Annotated in this window: 16 protein-coding genes, 1 pseudogene and 1 CRISPR repeat array; of the genes and pseudogenes, 6 read left to right on the top strand and 11 right to left on the bottom strand. The window is 40.8% G+C overall.

Features of this window, described 5'->3' with window-relative positions; translation table 11 throughout:
* Positions 1-126: 126 nt before the first annotated feature.
* Positions 127-1,749 (top strand): glutamine-hydrolyzing GMP synthase, encoded by a 1,623-nt coding sequence (gene guaA / locus DP117_RS25405; RefSeq protein ID WP_169221003.1) that lies wholly within the window; start codon positions 127-129, stop codon positions 1,747-1,749.
* A gap of 148 nt (positions 1,750-1,897) precedes the next feature.
* On the opposite strand, the gene DP117_RS25410 is transcribed toward guaA, so the two are convergent.
* Together DP117_RS25410 and DP117_RS36510 are read right to left on the bottom strand one after the other, a co-directional pair.
* A complete protein-coding gene (locus DP117_RS25410; RefSeq protein WP_169221004.1) occupies positions 1,898-2,785 on the bottom strand; it encodes a cation diffusion facilitator family transporter in 888 nt (295 codons plus the stop codon).
* 484 nt (positions 2,786-3,269) lie between these two features.
* A CRISPR array of direct repeats spans positions 3,270-7,367; the repeat unit is 37 nt; unit sequence GTTTCAATCCCTAATAGGGAGTAAGAGAAATTTCAAC.
* Positions 7,368-7,579: 212 nt separating this feature from the next.
* Positions 7,580-7,730, bottom strand: a pseudogene (locus DP117_RS36510) (CRISPR-associated endonuclease Cas2); the annotation flags it as partial.
* Between the two features lie 278 nt (positions 7,731-8,008).
* Between DP117_RS36510 and DP117_RS25415 the strand changes: the two are divergent.
* Positions 8,009-8,359, top strand: a complete 351-nt coding sequence (locus DP117_RS25415; protein WP_169221005.1) for a hypothetical protein — start codon at positions 8,009-8,011, stop codon at positions 8,357-8,359.
* Between the two features lie 65 nt (positions 8,360-8,424).
* A complete protein-coding gene (locus DP117_RS25420; RefSeq protein WP_169221006.1) occupies positions 8,425-8,688 on the top strand; it encodes a hypothetical protein in 264 nt (87 codons plus the stop codon).
* Between the two features lie 468 nt (positions 8,689-9,156).
* Here the strand turns inward: DP117_RS25420 and DP117_RS25425 are convergent, their stop codons facing one another.
* The 4 genes from DP117_RS25425 to DP117_RS25440 form a co-directional block, all read right to left on the bottom strand.
* Positions 9,157-9,393 (bottom strand): DUF4327 family protein, encoded by a 237-nt coding sequence (locus DP117_RS25425; RefSeq protein WP_048869121.1) that lies wholly within the window; start codon positions 9,391-9,393, stop codon positions 9,157-9,159.
* Positions 9,394-9,727: 334 nt separating this feature from the next.
* Complete coding sequence (locus DP117_RS25430; protein WP_169221007.1) at positions 9,728-11,323, bottom strand: glycoside hydrolase family 3 N-terminal domain-containing protein; 1,596 nt, start codon at positions 11,321-11,323, stop codon at positions 9,728-9,730.
* 529 nt (positions 11,324-11,852) lie between these two features.
* On the bottom strand, positions 11,853-12,281 hold the full coding sequence (gene rbfA, locus DP117_RS25435; RefSeq protein ID WP_169221008.1) for a 30S ribosome-binding factor RbfA: 429 nt from the start codon (positions 12,279-12,281) through the stop codon (positions 11,853-11,855).
* Positions 12,282-12,367: 86 nt separating this feature from the next.
* Positions 12,368-12,574, bottom strand: a complete 207-nt coding sequence (locus tag DP117_RS25440; protein ID WP_169221009.1) for a DUF751 family protein — start codon at positions 12,572-12,574, stop codon at positions 12,368-12,370.
* Between the two features lie 143 nt (positions 12,575-12,717).
* On the opposite strand from DP117_RS25440, the gene DP117_RS25445 reads away from it, so the two are divergent.
* Positions 12,718-13,560 (top strand): DNA adenine methylase, encoded by an 843-nt coding sequence (locus DP117_RS25445; RefSeq protein ID WP_169221010.1) that lies wholly within the window; start codon positions 12,718-12,720, stop codon positions 13,558-13,560.
* On the opposite strand, the gene DP117_RS25450 is transcribed toward DP117_RS25445, so the two are convergent.
* The 3 genes from DP117_RS25450 to DP117_RS25460 all read right to left on the bottom strand — a co-directional run bounded on the left by DP117_RS25450 (position 13,557) and on the right by DP117_RS25460 (position 16,617).
* Positions 13,557-14,039 (bottom strand): PD-(D/E)XK nuclease superfamily protein, encoded by a 483-nt coding sequence (locus tag DP117_RS25450; RefSeq protein WP_169221011.1) that lies wholly within the window; start codon positions 14,037-14,039, stop codon positions 13,557-13,559. The two genes, DP117_RS25445 and DP117_RS25450, sit on opposite strands and share 4 nt — an antisense overlap.
* A 309-nt stretch (positions 14,040-14,348) precedes the next feature.
* Positions 14,349-15,566 (bottom strand): HetZ-related protein, encoded by a 1,218-nt coding sequence (locus DP117_RS25455; RefSeq protein WP_169221012.1) that lies wholly within the window; start codon positions 15,564-15,566, stop codon positions 14,349-14,351.
* 388 nt (positions 15,567-15,954) lie between these two features.
* Positions 15,955-16,617, bottom strand: a complete 663-nt coding sequence (locus DP117_RS25460) for an L-threonylcarbamoyladenylate synthase (RefSeq protein WP_169221013.1) — start codon at positions 16,615-16,617, stop codon at positions 15,955-15,957.
* A 95-nt stretch (positions 16,618-16,712) separates the two neighbouring features.
* Between DP117_RS25460 and larC the strand changes: the two genes are divergently transcribed.
* A complete protein-coding gene (gene larC, locus DP117_RS25465) occupies positions 16,713-18,059 on the top strand; it encodes a nickel pincer cofactor biosynthesis protein LarC (protein WP_169221016.1) in 1,347 nt (448 codons plus the stop codon).
* Between the two features lie 81 nt (positions 18,060-18,140).
* On the opposite strand, the gene DP117_RS25470 is transcribed toward larC, so the two are convergent.
* Together DP117_RS25470 and DP117_RS25475 are read right to left on the bottom strand one after the other, a co-directional pair.
* Positions 18,141-18,833 carry a hypothetical protein gene (locus tag DP117_RS25470; RefSeq protein WP_211176340.1) on the bottom strand — a complete coding sequence of 231 codons (693 nt, stop codon included), beginning with the start codon at positions 18,831-18,833 and terminating at the stop codon, positions 18,141-18,143.
* A 107-nt stretch (positions 18,834-18,940) separates the two neighbouring features.
* The gene (locus DP117_RS25475) at positions 18,941-19,486 is read right to left on the bottom strand and encodes a DUF6658 family protein (protein WP_169221014.1); all 546 of its coding nucleotides are present in this window, start codon (positions 19,484-19,486) and stop codon (positions 18,941-18,943) included.
* Positions 19,487-20,311: 825 nt separating this feature from the next.
* Here DP117_RS25475 and DP117_RS25480 point away from each other — a divergent pair.
* On the top strand, positions 20,312-21,226 hold the full coding sequence (locus tag DP117_RS25480) for a lysylphosphatidylglycerol synthase domain-containing protein (protein ID WP_169221015.1): 915 nt from the start codon (positions 20,312-20,314) through the stop codon (positions 21,224-21,226).
* Positions 21,227-21,279: the final 53 nt, after the last annotated feature.

Raw genomic sequence — 21,279 nt, forward strand, 5'->3', positions numbered from 1 at the left:
CACGGCATTGAGTAACCCCAAGGCGGTAATGGCGTCCAAAATATAAAGCCGTCCTTCTAGGACGGGGTTTGGGACCCAAATTTTCGATGAGCGACCATTTTTAACTACACTCACATCTTCCCTGTTATGAATACTGCGGTGACTCTACCAACAGAACAAGCGCCTCAAAAAGTTGAATTTTTAGGGCAGCTCAATCGCCAAATGATTGTCATTCTCGATTTCGGCTCTCAGTATTCTGAACTGATCGCCCGCCGAATTCGTGAAACTCAAGTCTATTCCGAAGTCCTTTCCTATCGCACCACAGCTGAACAATTACGTCAACTCAATCCCAAAGGGATTATCCTTTCTGGAGGTCCCAAGTCAGTTTATGACAATGGTGCTCCCCGGTGTGATCCAGAAATCTGGAATATGAGAGTTCCGATTTTAGGTGTGTGCTACGGTATGCAGCTGATGGTGCAACAACTAGGCGGAGAAGTGGCAAAGGCTGACAGAGGTGAGTATGGTAAAGCCTCACTTTACATAGATGATCCCACAGACTTATTCACCAATGTTGAAGATGGGACCACGATGTGGATGAGTCACGCAGACTCGGTGACTCATATGCCAGAAGGATTTGAATTGCTAGCACACACAGAAAATACTCCTTGTGCAGCTATTGCTAATCACAGCAAGAAACTCTACGGCGTCCAATTTCATCCAGAGGTCGTACATTCTCTCGGTGGTATAGCTTTAATTCGTAACTTTGTATACCATATCTGCGAGTGTGAACCGACTTGGACAACTGCTGCTTTTGTCGAAGAAGCAATTCGAGAAATTCGCGCCAGAGTCGGTGATAAACGCGTGTTGTTGGCGCTTTCTGGAGGAGTCGATTCTTCAACCTTAGCATTCTTGTTGCACAAAGCAATTGGCGACCAGTTAACTTGTGTCTTTATTGACCAAGGATTTATGCGAAAATATGAGCCAGAGCGATTGCTCAAACTGTTCCAAGAACAGTTTCACATTCCTGTAGAGTATGTCAACGCTAGGGAGTGTTTCATTTCTGCGCTGTCTGGCATCACTGATCCTGAAGAAAAACGTCGTATTATTGGACACGAATTTATCAGTACTTTTGAGGAAGCATCTAAACGCCTTGGACCTTTTGATTATTTAGCTCAAGGCACACTTTACCCAGACGTGATTGAATCGGCTGATACCAACGTTGATCCACAAACTGGGGAACGGGTTGCAGTAAAAATCAAAAGCCATCACAACGTTGGTGGATTGCCCAAAGACCTCCGATTTAAACTGGTGGAACCCTTGCGGAAATTGTTCAAAGATGAAGTCCGCAAAGTAGGGCGTGCCATTGGCTTACCAGAAGAAATTGTGCAACGGCATCCTTTCCCCGGACCTGGTTTAGCGATTCGCATTATAGGTGAAATTACCGCAGAGAGGTTAAATATTTTACGCGATGCCGACTTGATTGTACGTCAAGAAATTAACCAACGCGGCTTGTACCATGACTACTGGCAAGCATTTGCCGTATTACTGCCAGTTCGCAGTGTTGGTGTTATGGGCGACCAGCGTACTTATGCATACCCTATCGTTTTGCGAATTGTCACAAGTGAAGATGGTATGACTGCTGACTGGGCACGTGTACCATACGACGTACTGGAGGTTATTTCCAACCGGATTGTGAATGAAGTCAAAGGTGTTAACCGAGTGGTTTATGATATCACTTCCAAGCCACCTGGAACTATTGAATGGGAGTAATTTCAAAAGTAGGGTGGGCAGATTGTCCACCTTATTTGTTTTTTGCACCAGTGGTAAATTTGGTTGCTTCGAGTCAACAGTTATCAGTTATCAGTTTCCCTAATGTGAATGAAGCACGCAGAACTGTTCACTGTTCACTGACTCGGGGCTAGAAAGAAATATGATTGGACTGGTAGGTAGGTGGTTCGACGTGAATCACAATTCGCACAGGGCTAAAGCGTTCCTGTAGTCGCTTTTCTACTTCCTCAGTCATACGGTGGGCAGTTTCTACATCAGGTGCATCTACTATCAAATGCATTTCGATGAAGACTTGACGCCCCAGAACACCGCGAGAAGCAATATCATGACAGTTAACGACACCAGGAACACCAAGGGCGATCGCATGAATGACTTCTGGGGCGATCGCCATCTGATCAACAAGCCAAGGTAAATTTTCTTTCAAAACTGTCCAACCACTCCAAAAGACTAACAAAGCCACCGGAAAAGCCAAAGCCAAATCTAGCCACTGAAAACCCAACCACACACCAATCAAACCAGCAATCACAGAAATTGTCACCCAGATATCGCTCATAGTATGCTTGGCGTCAGCAATCAAAATCGGGCTTCTTACCCGTTGTCCAACACCACGTTCGTAAAACGCAACAAAAATATTGACGCCCAAGACAATCAGTAGTAAACATAACTCTGGTGGTGATATTGTCACAGGTTTACCACCATTAATAATTCGTTCAATAGCTCCCTGGAGAATTTCAAAACAAGCTATACCTAAAAAAGCAGAAATTCCCAAAGCCCCTACTGCTTCAAATTTTAGATGTCCGTATGGGTGTTCACGATCTGGTCTTGGTGAAGAAAAGCGACTGGCAATCAATCCTAATATATTATTGGCGCTATCAGTGACACTGTGTAAAGCATCAGCTATCAAACTCAGAGAACCAGTCAAGTTTCCCACGACAGCTTTTAGCACCATGACAAAGATGTTAAGCAGTAAGGTAATAATTAAAACCTTTCGCACCGTAGCGCGGTTATCTTGAACCATAAAATATTTTTTTATCAACTTAGATAAATTTCAGTTTAAAACGGAATAATGTAAAAAATGTTTCAAATCATGACACGATAAGGATTTACCTTATTGTTAAAGAAACAAATAATATAGCTTTGTTGAGAATCTTTTGAGAGAAAATTGAATTTCTTCCTTTCATAATTAGGTATAGCTTTTTTATAAAACTATATTTTTTCGCATTATAAAGTCAGGAATATTTTATGACTTTGGGGGTTTTTATCCCTAATAAGAAGTAAGTGGGCAAGAACATTTCCAACTACAGCACTCCTATTTCATTTGTAAAAATCGCTTATCCCAAGAAACCGGGCTTCTGATTTCTCATGAATGATTTAGGACTGCCATATCTAAATTGTAGGGTGTGTTATCGCTTTAGCGTAACGCACCTTACAATTCGAGGTGCGCAATTCTTTCGGCATAAGACACCCTACGTTTCTAGAGGTTTTTTAATCCCTGGCGAGTAGTTTCAATCCCTAATAGGGAGTAAGAGAAATTTCAACGTTGGAGAATAATGAACTCGCCGTAAATCCGTAAAATGTTTCAATCCCTAATAGGGAGTAAGAGAAATTTCAACAACTTCTGTGGCGATCGCCTTAGAAAACCTTTGTGCGTTTCAATCCCTAATAGGGAGTAAGAGAAATTTCAACGCACAAGTCAACTTTGATAGCGATTCTCTTATAAGTTTCAATCCCTAATAGGGAGTAAGAGAAATTTCAACTGTGGTATGGTTGTGAAGATTTCTAGGAGCCTCATATGTTTCAATCCCTAATAGGGAGTAAGAGAAATTTCAACAATTCATTCTGAATGCGTTATCTTGCCACATGGTGGTTTCAATCCCTAATAGGGAGTAAGAGAAATTTCAACTATTGGCAACTGGCTGTCAGTTTTTGCTAACGAAGTTTCAATCCCTAATAGGGAGTAAGAGAAATTTCAACCAGACAGTTTGACTAAGGGCAGTAGCCCCGATAAGTTTCAATCCCTAATAGGGAGTAAGAGAAATTTCAACTATTCAACCATTTAAGCAAGCAACACCATCAAATGTTTCAATCCCTAATAGGGAGTAAGAGAAATTTCAACCTTAGAACGGCAAGCTAAAGCGCTTGAAATGCAAGTTTCAATCCCTAATAGGGAGTAAGAGAAATTTCAACCTCACCATCTGTTGAGTTACTTCTCTTCCTCCGATTCGTTTCAATCCCTAATAGGGAGTAAGAGAAATTTCAACCAATAGGTTCCCCTTCCTCATTGTTCAGTCCGTTGTTTCAATCCCTAATAGGGAGTAAGAGAAATTTCAACAGTAACCTCTATTGGGGGTGCCACAGCGGCAGTGTTTCAATCCCTAATAGGGAGTAAGAGAAATTTCAACAATCTAGAGTCTTGTAAAAATCTCCCTTGTTGTTGTTTCAATCCCTAATAGGGAGTAAGAGAAATTTCAACCAGGTAACGGGAACCTGTAGATTGGGTGTGTACGATGTTTCAATCCCTAATAGGGAGTAAGAGAAATTTCAACTTCAATAGATGGCATTGTTAATGGCGAAATAAAGGTTTCAATCCCTAATAGGGAGTAAGAGAAATTTCAACGCTAAAACTGAATTGGGTCCTTCTTTCCTTAGAGCTAGTTTCAATCCCTAATAGGGAGTAAGAGAAATTTCAACGGTAGTCCATGAGGTCAGATATCAGCTTAGGGTTTGACATGTTTCAATCCCTAATAGGGAGTAAGAGAAATTTCAACCAGAGGAAGCTGAGAGAAGATTAGACTTTTACAGAGTTTCAATCCCTAATAGGGAGTAAGAGAAATTTCAACCTTTGCCGTCTAACTCAGTAACACACATGATTTCGTTTCAATCCCTAATAGGGAGTAAGAGAAATTTCAACGATAGAGATGTTATCAAGATTCTTACCAATGGGAAGATAAAGTTTCAATCCCTAATAGGGAGTAAGAGAAATTTCAACCAGTTAGTCGTTCGAAGCCTAGAAAGTTTCCTATTCTCGTTTCAATCCCTAATAGGGAGTAAGAGAAATTTCAACGTTTATACAATAGCCTGAATGATTATTTAGAATCAGTTTCAATCCCTAATAGGGAGTAAGAGAAATTTCAACTGGGGACTCTTCAAAGTCTCGGGAGGAGATAATTCAGTTTCAATCCCTAATAGGGAGTAAGAGAAATTTCAACCTGGTGCCCCAGACCTGTAGTAATAGATAGAACAAGTTTCAATCCCTAATAGGGAGTAAGAGAAATTTCAACCTGCTCATCACTTCCGTAGATTGGATGCGATCGCCAGTGTTTCAATCCCTAATAGGGAGTAAGAGAAATTTCAACCTGGTGAAAGACTTACAGCGCTAATGCAACTATCGTTTCAATCCCTAATAGGGAGTAAGAGAAATTTCAACTCCCTGCATCGGTGGCGATCGCATTTAAAGCCGCCGTTTCAATCCCTAATAGGGAGTAAGAGAAATTTCAACCCCGTCATCCGACAAGTCGCCAAATGGGAGTTCAGTTTCAATCCCTAATAGGGAGTAAGAGAAATTTCAACTTCATCCATTTTTTGAAGATTCGCTTAATTCATCTAGTCTTGTTTCAATCCCTAATAGGGAGTAAGAGAAATTTCAACTCAAATGTTCAACCAGGTGACCTAGCCAAACAGTCTGTTTCAATCCCTAATAGGGAGTAAGAGAAATTTCAACCAACAGTAAAAATCTGAAAGAATTAATTTCATCAGGTTTCAATCCCTAATAGGGAGTAAGAGAAATTTCAACAGCAAGATTTCTTCACAGTGGACAAAGATAGATGGTTTCAATCCCTAATAGGGAGTAAGAGAAATTTCAACAAACCATGCAAGTGTCAATAAACCTAAACCTTTTAGTTTCAATCCCTAATAGGGAGTAAGAGAAATTTCAACTGTAGATGAATTTACAAATCTTAGAGAGATAAAAAGTTTCAATCCCTAATAGGGAGTAAGAGAAATTTCAACTCGCGGCACTCAAAGCAGCGATCGCAGCACAGGTTTCAATCCCTAATAGGGAGTAAGAGAAATTTCAACCAGCACCTACTTCTATTCAAGTAGCTTTTACTGCGTTTCAATCCCTAATAGGGAGTAAGAGAAATTTCAACGGCAAATTATGATAGTTCAAAAGTTTTCCCTCTAGTTTCAATCCCTAATAGGGAGTAAGAGAAATTTCAACAGGTTTCGGTTGGGTCGGGGTTGGTGGAAGGCACGTTTCAATCCCTAATAGGGAGTAAGAGAAATTTCAACGCAAGCGCAGTTCTAAAGCGCCATACTCTTCATCCACGTTTCAATCCCTAATAGGGAGTAAGAGAAATTTCAACTTTATCGTCAACAACTGTTACAGCAGATCAAACCCGTTTCAATCCCTAATAGGGAGTAAGAGAAATTTCAACCGCTTCTCTGCGTACTAAGCTAGCACTTGCAGAAAAAGAACGCGTTTCAATCCCTAATAGGGAGTAAGAGAAATTTCAACCATTTAGGGGTGCAAATTCCTCCTGAATTTAAAGGTTTCAATCCCTAATAGGGAGTAAGAGAAATTTCAACCTTGCTCAGGTAAAACAAGCGATCGCAGATTTTTGTGTTTCAATCCCTAATAGGGAGTAAGAGAAATTTCAACCTTTGGTTTTCGCTTCTGCTAGCAAAAATAAAATGTTTCAATCCCTAATAGGGAGTAAGAGAAATTTCAACATAAGTATTGCTTCTTAAAAAAGTAAATGTCCAGTTTCAATCCCTAATAGGGAGTAAGAGAAATTTCAACAGTTCTTTTTTAAACGTCTCATACCCCTCAGCGAGTTTCAATCCCTAATAGGGAGTAAGAGAAATTTCAACTGGAAACATCCTCAAGTACTGGGGAGTGATATTAGTTTCAATCCCTAATAGGGAGTAAGAGAAATTTCAACAAGCATGGGATTACGGGTGTTTAATCACCCACAAAGTTTCAATCCCTAATAGGGAGTAAGAGAAATTTCAACTCTTTTCCAGTAATTGGGCTTGAAGCTGCATCTAGTTTCAATCCCTAATAGGGAGTAAGAGAAATTTCAACCAAGAGTCCTCAGAGCAAGAGTCCTCAAACGATGTTTCAATCCCTAATAGGGAGTAAGAGAAATTTCAACAAGCGTCGCCAACCTTGATCACGGTGAAAAAGCATTGTTTCAATCCCTAATAGGGAGTAAGAGAAATTTCAACCTTTTTACTTCCACCCCGATCGCTATTAGCAAGTTGTTTCAATCCCTAATAGGGAGTAAGAGAAATTTCAACGCCCTTTCCACTTACTCTTCAAAGCGATCGCCCTTTTTCAAGTTTCAATCCCTAATAGGGAGTAAGAGAAATTTCAACGCGCATCGATTCATTCACCACGGAATGATTCAAGTTTCGTTTCAATCCCTAATAGGGAGTAAGAGAAATTTCAACCTTTTTGATTTCCAGTTTTTGCATGATATTGCCAAGTTTCAATCCCTAATAGGGAGTAAGAGAAATTTCAACGGTTGTAAAGCCTATAATAAGTGAAGACATCATAGAAGTTTCAATCCCTAATAGGGAGTAAGAGAAATTTCAACTGCGCAAGCCAGAGAAGTGCCCCGTATAAAGTTTTCAAGGTTCTAAATCGCGGATGAACTAATGATAGCATGAAAAACCTAAATTGATTGACAGACAAATCGCTGAAATCCAGTCTAGACAAGGAGCGCGGATGGGTGATGAGCGAATATTCCCGTAAAGCCTTGTGCTGTGAGAAATACAGCCATTTTTTTCAAAACCTATTTTCCAACACCTACCCATCCGCGCATTCGGCAAGGAAAATTGTGTCATCGCGAGGTTGTTCACCACTGATACATTCAACTTTACCAAAACAGCAGACGCACAGAAAATCAAATCGCATACCATCCGTGTCAGCTTAATCTGTTTGCTCAAGCGCGAATCCTCCCCATCTCCCCATCTCCTCACTCGCTGCGCTGCCTACGGCACGCTACGCTAACAAATTCACGCATCGCGTAGCGTTGCGAGTGAAGCGAAGCAATCTCAAAATTCGCTCATTAAGAATTCTTTTTTTGAATTTTGAATTTTGAGAGAAGTTGGAGCGGAGGAAACCTCCGATCCAATCTTCGGTGATTTTGAATTCCTCCGCAGGAGGTCTCCCCATCCTCCAGATGAGTGTCCACAATTCATTTAGGATTGCTATAGAAGTTTTTATCAGTAGCTCATGTCCGAAAATCGTCTGACACTGAATTTAGTAGAAGGTTCTGTCTCTTTTAGTTTTTCACCTCAAGCAGCACGGGAATTAAAAGCAGCGCTGGATGAATTAATGCAAAGCCTTAAAGCTGTCGCCGCTAAAACCACTCCTGGTGGTAAACCTAGTCCCCAGCGTCCAATGGAATATCGTTCTACAGGCGAGGTGTTTTTAGAAATTTTTTGTAATCCCAATATTTGGTCTACTCCCTTTGCTGCTAAAGTTCTGCTAACCGTCCGCGATGCGAGTATTCGCTTGACGACAGAAGCTGAACTGACTCGTGTCGTTGAAGATATTAACCAGTATCTGGAACAGGTAGGATAACTCACCTAGTGAGATATACAAAATTTCCGGAGCTGTTCCTAAAATTGAACAGCTCCGGAACAAAGATGTGTGAACTACCATACACTGACCTCCGGTACAGTGTGGGCTTCCCAATTCATCGGGAACTGCCTCCAGAACGCGGTCGCTCTATTGGTCTTACATTCCCTCCAAGGGCAGGAGTCCTGGTTCCCAAGACCCATAACTTGCTCTTGCAACCTGTGCCTATTAGCTTGGTTCTCGCTTACGGCAGTGAGGGTCAAGATGCTTCAAGTATACCACAAGAGCCTGCGAGTTTCGTCGCTGTTCCCCTCCCTTGTGCTATGCCGTAGGCAGGCAAGAGCCAACGCACATTGGTCAGGGAACGCTCCTCAACTCGCTCGCATTCATCTCATCGCTCCCGTTCGGGTGAGCGAGAGGCTTCTGCTGGAAGAGCTAAAACATCTACACCCCATGTACAACCATACTTTCAACGCTAATATGACGAGTGGCTGCAAGGCGGGTGTAGATTAAAAGTTTCCAGAAAACATTTTTGTATCGATGGAAAATGGGATATTTGGGATTTCGGACTCGGAAAGATTCATTAAAAGCAGAGATTATTTTTCAAATTGAGCGTTAAACCTCGTTTTGTCAATTCGTATATCCCACCCCAGAATTAAACAGGAAAAACTGATGAATACAAATCAGCGGAAATAAAATTACCATTCAAAACAGCGCAAAAGTTCAGAATATAAGTCTTTTGACTGCAACGCTTTCGCTTAAGGGCATGCTTTTGAATTTTAACTTCCGCTATGCAGTATTTAGTCGTTTTCCCACTGTTCCCGACCAATCAGATCGGCAATGCGATCGCGCAGCAAGAAATCACACTTTTCTAGTTCACATTCAATACAGACCCACTCTCTAGCTGGAATGTATTGGCACAAGGTATATATCGGCTGTTGTCTGCTTACTAAACCCTTTTGCACCAGTCGGCGTGCTTCATCTTGAATCACATCTAGAGAGTAGTAACTGATAGAAGGCACCGTATTCACAGTCATGGTTTTTGCTCACAATTTAACACGTAATTGGTTACCCAAACTTCACTAGGAACAAGCGTTGATAGAAATAGAAACGTAGTCCTTGGGGTTTTGTAGTTTTATATACGGAACTATTTTCATTTTGACGCTACACATCCTCAAATTATATGAAGAAATATTAAGAAAATCAACAAATCCTGACATTTGTTCAAAATGTATTCAATACGAACAAGTTAGGGGAGTTGATTGATCTTGCTGATGATGTTAAGAGACTTGTTCGTACCAGTCTCTCATCGGCGGTGACTCTTTCTGAGCAGAGTTTTGTAAGGCAAGATGCTTTTACTACACAGGTTGTCTACATACCAAACAAGGCACGCAGAGCACTGTCTTGTGCTGCTGGCATTTGTCCATAAGAGAATATACCAGGAATCTCTGGGGAAAGTAAAGGTATAAAATGCTGCAATGCATAAGGGCTACCGTACAACACAAAAGCTTGTAAGTTCTGAGTTGTTAACAATTTCTTAAACAAGCTTTCTGCTGCCTGAGTCACTCCTGCACTTCCGCGAAAAGGATTTCCTCTAATAAACATTTGTAGCAAAGTCGGATGATTGACCTCCAAGTTGCTAATATCTTGAGTCTGACAATCAATAATTTGGGTCTTGTATCCCATTTGATTTGCTAGTGTAATTGCAGGCACTTTTTTGTGTAAAAAGTCACATAATATTAACTCGTCAACCACTATCTTATTGTATAAATGATTTTCGGTATTTTGATGAAGTTTTATTGCATTTCTGAGTTGGTCTAATGCGAATGGAGAGCCATGAATAATTTGACTTTGCTGCAAAATATTCTGAACAGTGTTGATAGCATCATTTCCTGCTGTGTACTCGATAAAGCTTGTCGTACTAGCTGATTCAAAGGAGATTTTGCTCTTTGCTTGCCAAATGCGTTCAACAGAGTCGCGAATGCGCGATCGCGAAATTCGACCACTTTCAACAGCGCTACACACAGCATTGATAGCTTCTTTGGGAGCAACAGGCATCATTAGGATATCAGCACCAGCCTCCACAGCCATCACAGGAGCAACTGAAGCCCCATAGCGGTTGGTAATGGCACCCATAACTAAAGCATCTGTGGTAATCAAGCCATCAAATCCTAATTTTTGGCGTAACAGCTGTGTCAAGATTTTGTGCGACAAGGTTGCTGGTAGTTCTGCATCCAAACTAGGTATGAGTAAGTGGGCGCTCATAACTGCATCCACACCAGAGGCGATCGCCTCTGTAAAAGGTGGTAATTCCACTTGTGTCAATCGAGTTGAAGAGTGTGGAATCACTGGCAAATCCAGATGAGAATCAACAGCGGTGTCGCCATGTCCAGGAAAATGCTTTGCTGCTGTGAGGACAGGATAAGTTTTTGCACCACGAATAAAAGCGCAAGTCAACTGACTCACCTCATCAAGCGTTTCACCAAAAGCGCGAACATTAATCACGGGATTATCCGGATTATTGTTCACATCCACCACGGGAGCTAAAACCCAGTTAATACCAATCGCTAAAGCTTCTTGTGCAGTAATGGCTCCCATTTTTTCGGCATAATGCAAACCCAACTTTTGGTCCTTGCGGAAAATAGAAGCTAATGCCATTGGTGGCGGGAACCAAGTCGCGCCGCTAAAGCGCTGTCCGACACCTTCTTCAATATCAGCAGCAATGAGTAGAGGAGTTTTCGCCCATTTTTGCAATTGTTGTGTTCTGATAACTAATTCCCCAGCACTTGCTCCGAGTAAGATAACTCCACCAACGCCCAAGTCTTGCACCCAGTGTTGGAGTGTTGCGGCTGGTGGTTCCCAGACAGGATACTGAATTTGGTGGTCAAATAAAAACCCAGAGGCACGAACAACGACCATCTGAGCCACCTGTTCAGCTAGGGAGAGTTTGTCTATATCAGGCAGCATAAGCAGTTCAAAATTTAAAGTTCAAAAAAGAAAACCTAACACAACAAGCAAGAGGACGGACAGCTTTTAGGATTTACTACGCAAAAATTGACGCTTAAGGGTCAGGTTCCAAGAACAAAAGGTATTGTGCTTATATTAGGTGCAAGCAAAAGAATTTGCACCACACCCCACACCCCACACCCTGTCAGAAGAGGGGGTTAGTGGACTTCATCATATCTAGGTAAAACTGGGCAACCGTACCAGAAGACTTTTCTCGTTCCCAGGCTGAGCCTGGGAACGAGCAATGGGAGGCAGAGCCTCCTGAATCAGACCAATATCACAATAGTGCAAGATCTTGAGTACAAACAGACAAGTAAATACAAACAGCTTGCTGCCCTCATTTCCTTACTCAAACGTAGCCTGTAAACTGTAAATTCTTGTAACTGCTTTCTCCCTGAGCTTTTTATTAAGCATATTTAAACAGACACGACAATGTCGCGTCTGTAAAACGTTTGGCTGACGTACGTTAATTAATTGTTGTTTACGTTACTTAATCCTCCGAAAAGAATTGTTGTTCTTCTTCAACAAAGTGATCCTTATTTTTTTGTGCCGAATTTTCGAGTTGACGTTCTAGCTGAAGCTGGTTTAGAAGAGACAGCACCTTTGTACCCCGTTCTATGGATCTGTCTTCGATAAACACCACCTCTGGTGTACGACGCAGACGCACCCGCGCACCAATTTCACTACGGACGTATCCTGTTGCGGATTTTAATCCAGCCATTGTTTCTGCCTTGGCTTCCTCAGTACCATAGATGCTGACGTAGATTTTCGCGTGTTGCAAATCTCCAGATACATCAACGTCAGTAACACTAACCATTCCTGTCCCCACACGATCATCCTTAATACCGTTGAGTAACATTTGGCTAACTTCCCGTTTAATTAATTCAGCAACGCGGGAAACGCGGCGATTTGTAGCCATAAAATTCGTCTCCTCACAGAGGATGTACTACACAATACATAAATACGACTTTGTGAGGGGAGTAAACTTCCTACTAAAGTCATAGTCTAAATTGTACCCAAACCAAGCATCGCACGCAGCGTGAGACTAATGAATACAAGAGTACCTGCAAATAAGCCCAAAAGAGCTACGAGGGTGACGGGACGTTTAAAAAGCGGTATCAGGGGCGCAAAAGCATTCAATGCCACACCCAAGAGTGTTGTAATGAAATAGCGGCAGTAGCGAAAAACATTGTTCCAAAATCCGTCAAACATCTAGATTTAAACTACCTTATTATAAACGACACGTTTTTTGATGGCTTTATTTCTTTTGATTCTAACATGAAACAATTAATAATTTAATATAAGATATAATTTATGAATCATGATATCTAACTCTTCAATTAATTATCAGTAAAATGTTAAGTGAGTTAAGTGAAATTTATAAGCAAAATCTACCACATCCATTTCTAAAATGGGCTGGTGGAAAAAGCAGATTAATTCAACAATATAGTACCTATTTACCCAGTTTTAAAAATTATTATGAGCCATTTCTAGGAGGTGGTGCTGTTTTTTTCTATCTGCATGCTCGCCAACTTACTAAAACTGTTTTGACGGATATTAATGAAGAATTAATTACTACTTATTTGTGTGTCAGAGATCATGTTGATGACTTAATCAGTCTTCTCAAAGATCATGAATGCCAACATAGTAAAGATTATTACTACAGAATACGAGGAACAACAGAGAGTAGTGAACTAAAAAAAGCTGCTCGTTTAATATATTTGAACAAAACTTGTTTTAATGGTCTTTACAGAGAAAACTCTAAAGGCGAATTTAATGTGCCAATGGGCAGATACAAAAAACCTAATATTTGTGATCCACATAGCTTACATTTAGCATCAATGGCTTTAAAATCAGCTGAGATCAAGGTAAGAAGCTTTGAAGAAGTACTAAATTATGCTAGCAACAAAGAAGATTTTGTCTACTTTGATCCACCATATTATCCAGTCAGCGCTACCAGCAATTTTACATCATATAGTCGTTATAATTTTGATGAAAATCAGCAAAATAAACTAAGAGATGTATTTGTAGAACTTGCAGAACGTGGTGTTAAAGTCATGCTATCTAATTCAGATACTTTGTTTATTCGTAACCTTTATAAAGATTTTAATATACACACTATATCAGCAGGAAGGGCAATTAATTCTAATGCAAAAAGACGGGGCAAAGTGAACGAATTATTAATTAAATCATATTAAAGATAATTGTTAGTCCAGGCAATAAAAGTACTTAAATTATGAACCGCTAATAAATTTTTATTGTGAGTGACTTGGTTTCTTAACCAAGTAATTGCTCCTGGTTTCATGCCTCCACCGTCAATCAAAACAATAGCTGGTGCTGGGTAGCAATTTTGAATATTCAAATTCACATAAGGAAGTTTTTCATCAACAGAGCCACTAGTTTGTTGCCATTTACATTCAATGATTAAACCAGAAGGAATTGTTGCTGCTCCAATGATGTAAAAATCAACAGAAATTTCAGTACCATAAATTCCTGGTCCTATGTAAACCTGTCTGGCATATCGTTTTGGAAGAGTAGTGCAGTTTATCAGATATCCCAAACGCTTCTTCTTCAGTAGATTATCACCGATTAGCTCATACCCATGTCCTAATAAAGTTCCTTCTACAGTTCTTTCCAGGACGTTACCAGACTGATTTGCTCTGCCACCTTGAGTCATTCTCTCTAAATATTGAAAATAAAAAATTGACTGAAAATTATAGTCTCTATCTTAATAAGAATTTACTTTTGGCTGCAATATTTTGGCTGCAATATTTGATAACTCTTCAACTCTCCTACTCGTCGTTTGTCCCCTATCACCCTTCTCTATTCCCCAGCAGAAGGGGAGAAGAGAAGGAGGGTTATTAGGAGTTCAGCAGATTTTTTGGTTGTAACAAGGAAGAAATAATCTATGTTTAACATTAAACAGACAGGATAAAGTCTAGAAAATTGAATAACACTGCTTTTGTTAATGCAATTCACCACGACTTTAGCTGAGCTGTATCCCAGTGTTACCGTTGCGGATAGTCCATGCAAGTTCTAACATTTGAGTCCAGCGCTTCTGTAGCTGTTTAGGGGTACATTTAATTGTTCTGGCTATTACCTGATCACTGTGTTTTGCAGTTTTGAGCTGCAAGATTTGCAACTGCTGTTCAGAAAGTTGACTCACAAATTTGTCCCACTGTTGAGAGGATAAACCTAATTTTTGTTCTAAACCTGCACCCAACCATTGATGTACCAACTGCCATTGGTGTTGCTTAGCAAACTTTTCTACATGATACTTAAAACGTTGTTGCAGATAATCGCGCTGACGGCTCGTCAAACCCAGAATTTGGTCAATTTCTGGTGCTGAGAGATCTTGTAGTTTTAAAGATAGATAATCTATGCAGTCAGATTGACCATGAGCTTCTAAATATTTTACTAATTCTGAGATGACGCGATCGCGCTCGGAATCTTCAGCAGGGTCAAAGTTAGATTGTGCTACCATCTGAGAGCGAACTTGTTGAACCGCACTCGTGCGCTGATAAGATTCTGCCTCTTCAGTCTTAGCAGCATCGACCGCTTGTTCGATATCTACAGTGGTTTCTTGAGGTAAACGACGAGCAAAACTTTGAGCACGTAATATAACCAATTGTTGATTACCTGTAGGCAAATTGATGCGACGTTTGGCATATTGCTCTGTAAACGCCATGTATTCTGCGAGTTCTAGTTGAGTACGCGGGGTGTAATCCTCAGGTAGTTCGTTTTCTCGCCGGAAAGCTTTGATAGCTTCTAAATAAAAAGCTTGTAGGAAATCTTCAATCAGGTTGTAACGAGCCTCAAACCCTAACTCAGAACCTGATACGACAATGTGACGGTAAACCATTGCTCCCAGCTGGCTATGTAATTCTACACGACCTTTTCTTGAACCCAATTGATAATAGCGCAGAGATTTCTGTAAACGATGCCTTGCCAAATTTAACAGCCAAGACTTAATTTGTCCTGATGTTTGGATGCGAGAACTTTTATTGCAGATGCGTTCCACTTCTTTTGCTATGCGCTTTGCGACAGCTTGCACGGATGTAGGTGTTGTTTTCACCTGAGCTTGCATTTCATTACACAGCAGTTGCACTAGAGCATCAGTATTAAAAGCTTGCGATTGTTCAGTCGAAATGTGACAGTTTAAAGAGGGTGTGGATGTGAGTAAATTGGCGAGGTTTGGTTTCATGACTTTTCTCAAAGTGGTACTGCACCGTAAGGACAATGCATAAGACAGCATTACTAAGGCTCCCCCTCAGTAAGCAAATCTCTTTCATGGTTTTTATTCATGCAGAGTCGCTGTCAGCATTGCTCACACATATGACTGTAAAACAACCGAAAAAGTTACAGTCTTGTCAGTGTGTCGGTTTTTTTACAAGCCACTAAAAAGCGACAAATACATGGATCTTCACCATGACTTCAAAGTATCCTAAACCTTTGCTGCTCTTAGATTTCTCACACTTCAAGTCATACCTAGCCCCAATGTTATAGGTATGACGATCCAAAAACTGGAGTCATTTGTACTCTGTTTTTTGAAATGGACGACTGAGCGCGTGAAGTTAAATATTTATATTCATTCATACCCATGCAGCGACTTTTTCCCAGCCCAAACCTTGTCGCACAATCATTGGTTTTTCTCCTGTCATATCCAAAATGGTAGAAACTTCATATTTAGGTTCCTCGCCAGTGTCTATAATAATATCTACCAATTTGTCCAAACGGTCAAATAACTCTATCTGCGATCGGTAAGCTTGTGGTTCTATCCCATTAGATTCATTATCAATCTCATCATCTGGTGGTAAATGTGCTGAGGTCGAAATAATTGGGTTTGCCAGCGCTGACAATAAAGCTATACACATAGTATGATTTGGCACCCTAATTCCAGTCGTTTTCCTCTTGGGACTTTGTACCAGTCGTGGCACTAACTTTGTAGCTGGTAACAAAAATGTATACGGTCCTGGGATTAGGCTTTTCATAATCCGATAAGCACTGTCGCTTACATAAGCATAAGTTGCCACATTAGAGAGTGAAGGACATAAAAATGTCAGTGGTTTGTCATTTGCCAACTGTTTGATTTGTCGTACTCGCTCCACTGCTGATTTTGCATTTAAATCACAACCAATAGCATACACTGTATCCGTGGGATAAAGCATCACTGCGCCACGTTGCAGTTCTGCTTGTATTTCCTCTATACGCCGGACTTGGGGATTATCAGGATGAACTTGGAAAATTTTTGCCATAAAACTGGTAAAGAAGCTCAGTAGTTAGTAGTTAGTGGTATTTTTAGCACTTAACAACTCACAACTAACAAACAATTAATAATTAATGACTCATGATGACTAAAATTGCTTATCTTCAATGTCCGACGGGTATTTCCGGGGATATGTGTCTCGGATCCGTGGTTAGTTTGGGTGTTCCTCTGGAATATTTAACTGAAAAACTCAACAGCTTGGGGATTGAGCATGAGTATCAATTGAGAACAGAACTTGTTCACCGTAATACTCAACAGGCTACCAAAGTTCATGTGGATTTACTAGATCATCATCATCATCATCATGACCATGAACACAATCACCACCACGGACGCCATTTGCCAGAGATTGAGCGGATGATTCAAAAAGCTGGGTTACCATCACGAGCAGAAGCTTGGAGTTTGGCAGTATTCCGGCAGCTAGCAGTTGCAGAAGGGGCAGTACACGGTATTGCACCAGAAAAAGTTCATTTTCATGAAGTGGGTGCTGTTGACGCCATTGTCGATATTGTTGGCACTTGCTTGGGTTTAGATTGGTTGGGTATCGAGAGCAATGATAAAGGATTACCTTTATTGTTTTGCTCGCCGCTACCTACTGGTGGAGGAATAGTACGGGCTGCACATGGTCAAATGGCTGTACCAGTACCAGCAGTCTTGAAGTTATGGGAAATGCGTGGGTGTCCAGTCTATAGTAACGGTATTGAACGGGAAATGGTTACACCAACTGGAGCTGCTATTGCAACAACCCTTGCCATAGACTTTGGTTCTCCACCCCCAATGACTATCAAGCAAATCGGACTGGGTGCTGGTTCAAGTCATCTACCCATTCCCAATGTTCTACGCCTGTGGCTAGGTGAAGCAACGAATCCAGTCACAAATGGAGAAACAAATGTAATAGATAGATTGACTGTGAATTTTACAGATACAAAATCTATTGCCAGCAATACTAGCTCGACTTTGGAAACTGTCTCAGTTTTAGAAACCCAAATTGATGACTTGAGTCCACAAGCAATAGGCTATGTGTTTGAGGCATTATTCAATGCTGGTGCTTTAGATGTCTTTACTCAATCTGTGGGCATGAAAAAATCTCGTCCAGGAATTTTGCTAACTGTGATTTGTCATCCAAAAAATTTATCTAGCTGTGAAGCTATTTTGTTTCGCGAAACCACCACTTTAGGAGTTCGTCGTTCAACTCAACAACGCGCTATTCTCCAACGAGAAATTCAACAAGTACAAACTGAATATGGTATTGTGCGCGTCAAAGTAGCATGGACAGGACAAGCAAACGAGAAATCGATAACTAACGTTCAACCAGAATACGAAGATTGTGCAGAACTAGCGCGAAAACACAATATTCCTTGGCGAGAAATTCAGCGACTAGGGCTACAGAATTGGCATATGCAAAAAATAAAATCCCCCTCTCATAACTAGTCGAAAAGCCCGCTTAGGCGGGCTTTGTTCGTGTAGCCACAGACTGGAAGTCTGTGGGCATCTACAGCAGATGATCGCTAATTAATTAGCGGCATGTTTGATGGCATCACCAGCCTTGTTCAACAAATCTCCAGTGTTTTGGGCTGCTTCTTGTCCTTTTTCAACTGCAGTGGTATTTGCATCTCTCAAAGTTCTGCTCACTGCATAGCCAGCATCTTCAGCACTACGCTGAGCGTTAATTTTCGCATCTTCAGCTGCGTCCTGAGCATTTCTCGCTACAGCCCCAGAAGCATCGCTGGCGTTTCCTTTGATATTTTCAATTCCTCGCTTGGTTCCTTGAGCAAAATCCTCAGCAGTACCTTGAACTTTCTCTGTAATATTTCCAGTACCTTCCTGAAGATTTCTGCCTACTTCTCCTCTATCTTCAAACACACGGCGAATATTTTCCGCTGGATTACTCGAACTGTTCTGCAGGTGTTGTTGTGCATTTTCTTCGAGAGCTTCAGCCTGAGCTTTTATTTTAGCTTCGTTGGTTCTGGGGTCAACATCACTAAAGTTATTCATCCCGCCTTGATAGTCAGAAGTCGCGTTGGTTCCTTTTGGAACGTATGTTTCAGAATTAGGACGTGCAGATTGCTCCCCTACAGTTTGACGAGGCGTTGTTGCAGCGACAGAACTACAAGCTTGTGTGAAAAACAGGATCATTCCTGCCGCAACTACTGTTAGAAGTTTGATTGGGCGAATGTTTTTTAGCAAAGCAATTACTTTTTTCACGGTGCTACTCCTTGTGTTTGTGTGACAAAGTTAAACGTTAAGCGAGAACTAACTCACTACTTTTATATCTTGGATTTACTCCAAATTGAGAATCCCAAATACAGTTTCTATTTATTTACTGCTGGATTAGGTTTCAATTCAGGTCTATCACTAGCCTCATCTGCTTTGTTTTTCAAAAAGCCTGAAGCTTCCTGAAATGCTTTCCCAACAGTATCAAGTCTGTCTTGAGCTCGCTCGCGGATGTCAGATTGACGCTGAATTAAACCACCTGGTTCAGGCTGCTCTATGTTTTGCTCAGTTTTGATGGGCAATTTTGCTTCTTTGTCAACTCTGCCTTGTGGTGTTTCAGCACCTGGGTAAAGTTTCCCTTCTGTGTTGACACTAGAGGCAATTAGTAATTGTGAATTCAGCTGTGAGCTAACTTGGTCTTGTCCAGACTTAGACATCTTCTCGTTGACATATTTATCCCCACCTCTTTTATAGGGATTATTTGCACCACCAGCTTGCACAGCAGGATTATTTGGATTTGCACCTTTTGTATTTGCTGCATTACCACAAGCCGTGTTTACTATCAACAACAGCCCAGCTAAAAACACTATCAAAATTTCACGCAGCCGCAGTTTTTTTAAAAATGAAGTTAAACTGTTGTTCACACATTCCTCCTGTAAACTACAAACAACAAAAATATCATCTAGATATTCGACCAACAATTTCTAAGACTACAAAGGCAAGAACAAAGGATACCTCTGGCAAAGGTCACATTTTCATTCATACTTTCTTAGTCTTACTTTCTAACTTTAGAGAGATATAAGTTAATATAATTAGCTTTTCATTTGCTGATGTTAAATTCAGTATCATTTCAATAGTGTATGAATATTTAGTTATTAAAATATATGCCTGCTAATGTTGTCAAATCATAAAAAACAGTTATTTTATGATGAATTCAATAGTTGATTGTATATTGATTTAGGCTAATTTATAGAAGAGAAAATATCTACTGAATGTAAGAATTCAGGAGCCAGAATCCAGGAGTCAGAAGAGTCAAAGAATCAGGAGAACATTTGATAAATGAATATACTAATCATGTTAAAAATTTTACAAATTCTGGCTTTTTAACGTCCTTCGGGGAAGACCTCCGGTCTCGCTGCGCGTTCCGCCAGATGCCTCTGTCGGGAAACCCTCTCCGAAGTTGCCACAACGCGGGGAACCCGCGCAAGGCACTTCTCTGTGCAGCACTGATCTCACCAGATACCAAGTCAGGGAGACAAGCACTGCATGGCTAGCACTACTCCTGTTAGCGGAGCAAGACGCAGTTTGTGTAGCATGTATCATAGTAATTTTATAGTAATAAGAGCTACATAAAATAGACGAATACATAAGAATTTGTGCTGAAAAAACTGAGATATATTGCTGATATACCGACATACCATATGATTTCGATGTAGTTGGTGGGTAAATCAATAAATGAAATGACCAAAATGATCAAGCAAATTTTACGCTGGCTAATTTTAGGTGGAACGTTATTTTTTCTGATAAAAGCTTTTAAGGATAACTGGCAAGAAGTCGCTACCATCCATATTGATGCAGTGGGATGGGCAATTTTGGCGATCGCCACAGGAATCACTTTACTAGCACACACTTGGGCTGGTTGGGTATGGACTTGGATTCTTCGAGAATTAAATCAACCAGTCCACTCTTGGGAGTTCATTCAAGTTTACCTAAAAACAAATCTTGCTAAGTACATACCAGGTAATGTTTGGCATTACTACGGAAGAATGGTGGCTGCGAAAAATGCAAATGTTTCTACTAGCGCAGCAACCCTCAGTGTCTTGCTAGAACCTCTCCTGATGGCTGCTGCTGCTTTAATTGTCGTTTTACTCAGTAGCCAATTTCTCAGAGAAAAAACTACCATCACTGTGCTCATATTACAACTACTGGGTTTATTAGGAGTCCTTTGTGTTTTACATCCCAAGTTTTTGAACAAAGCAACTCATTTATTACAGCGTATAAAGGTAAAAAAGTCTGCTTCTAACACCCTGCAAGCAGTTCCTTCGAGTCTTGAACAATATCCTTTGCGCCCTTTGTTAGGAGAATTGGGCTTTTTAGGACTACGCAGTGCAGGATTTATGTTAACTTTGCTTGCCTTGATTCCTATAAACTTGAATCAAATTCCTTTATTGCTGGGTGCTTTTAGTTTCGCGTGGTTACTGGGGTTAGTGGTTCCAGGAGCACCTGGTGGGTTAGGTGTGTTTGAAGCCACGGCGATCGCACTTCTAGAGCAACACTTTCCAACTGCGATCGTCCTCAGTGCAACAGGTTTATATCGTTTGGTAAGCATTCTCGCTGAAACAGCTGGTGCTGGGCTGTCTTGGCTCGACGAACGCCTCTTCTAGTCCTGAACTCTAAGACTAGACTAGCGTAAACTACCCACACTGATTCGGAGTAC

Source organism: Brasilonema sp. UFV-L1 (assembly GCF_012912105.1).
Lineage (GTDB): Bacteria > Cyanobacteriota > Cyanobacteriia > Cyanobacteriales > Nostocaceae > Brasilonema.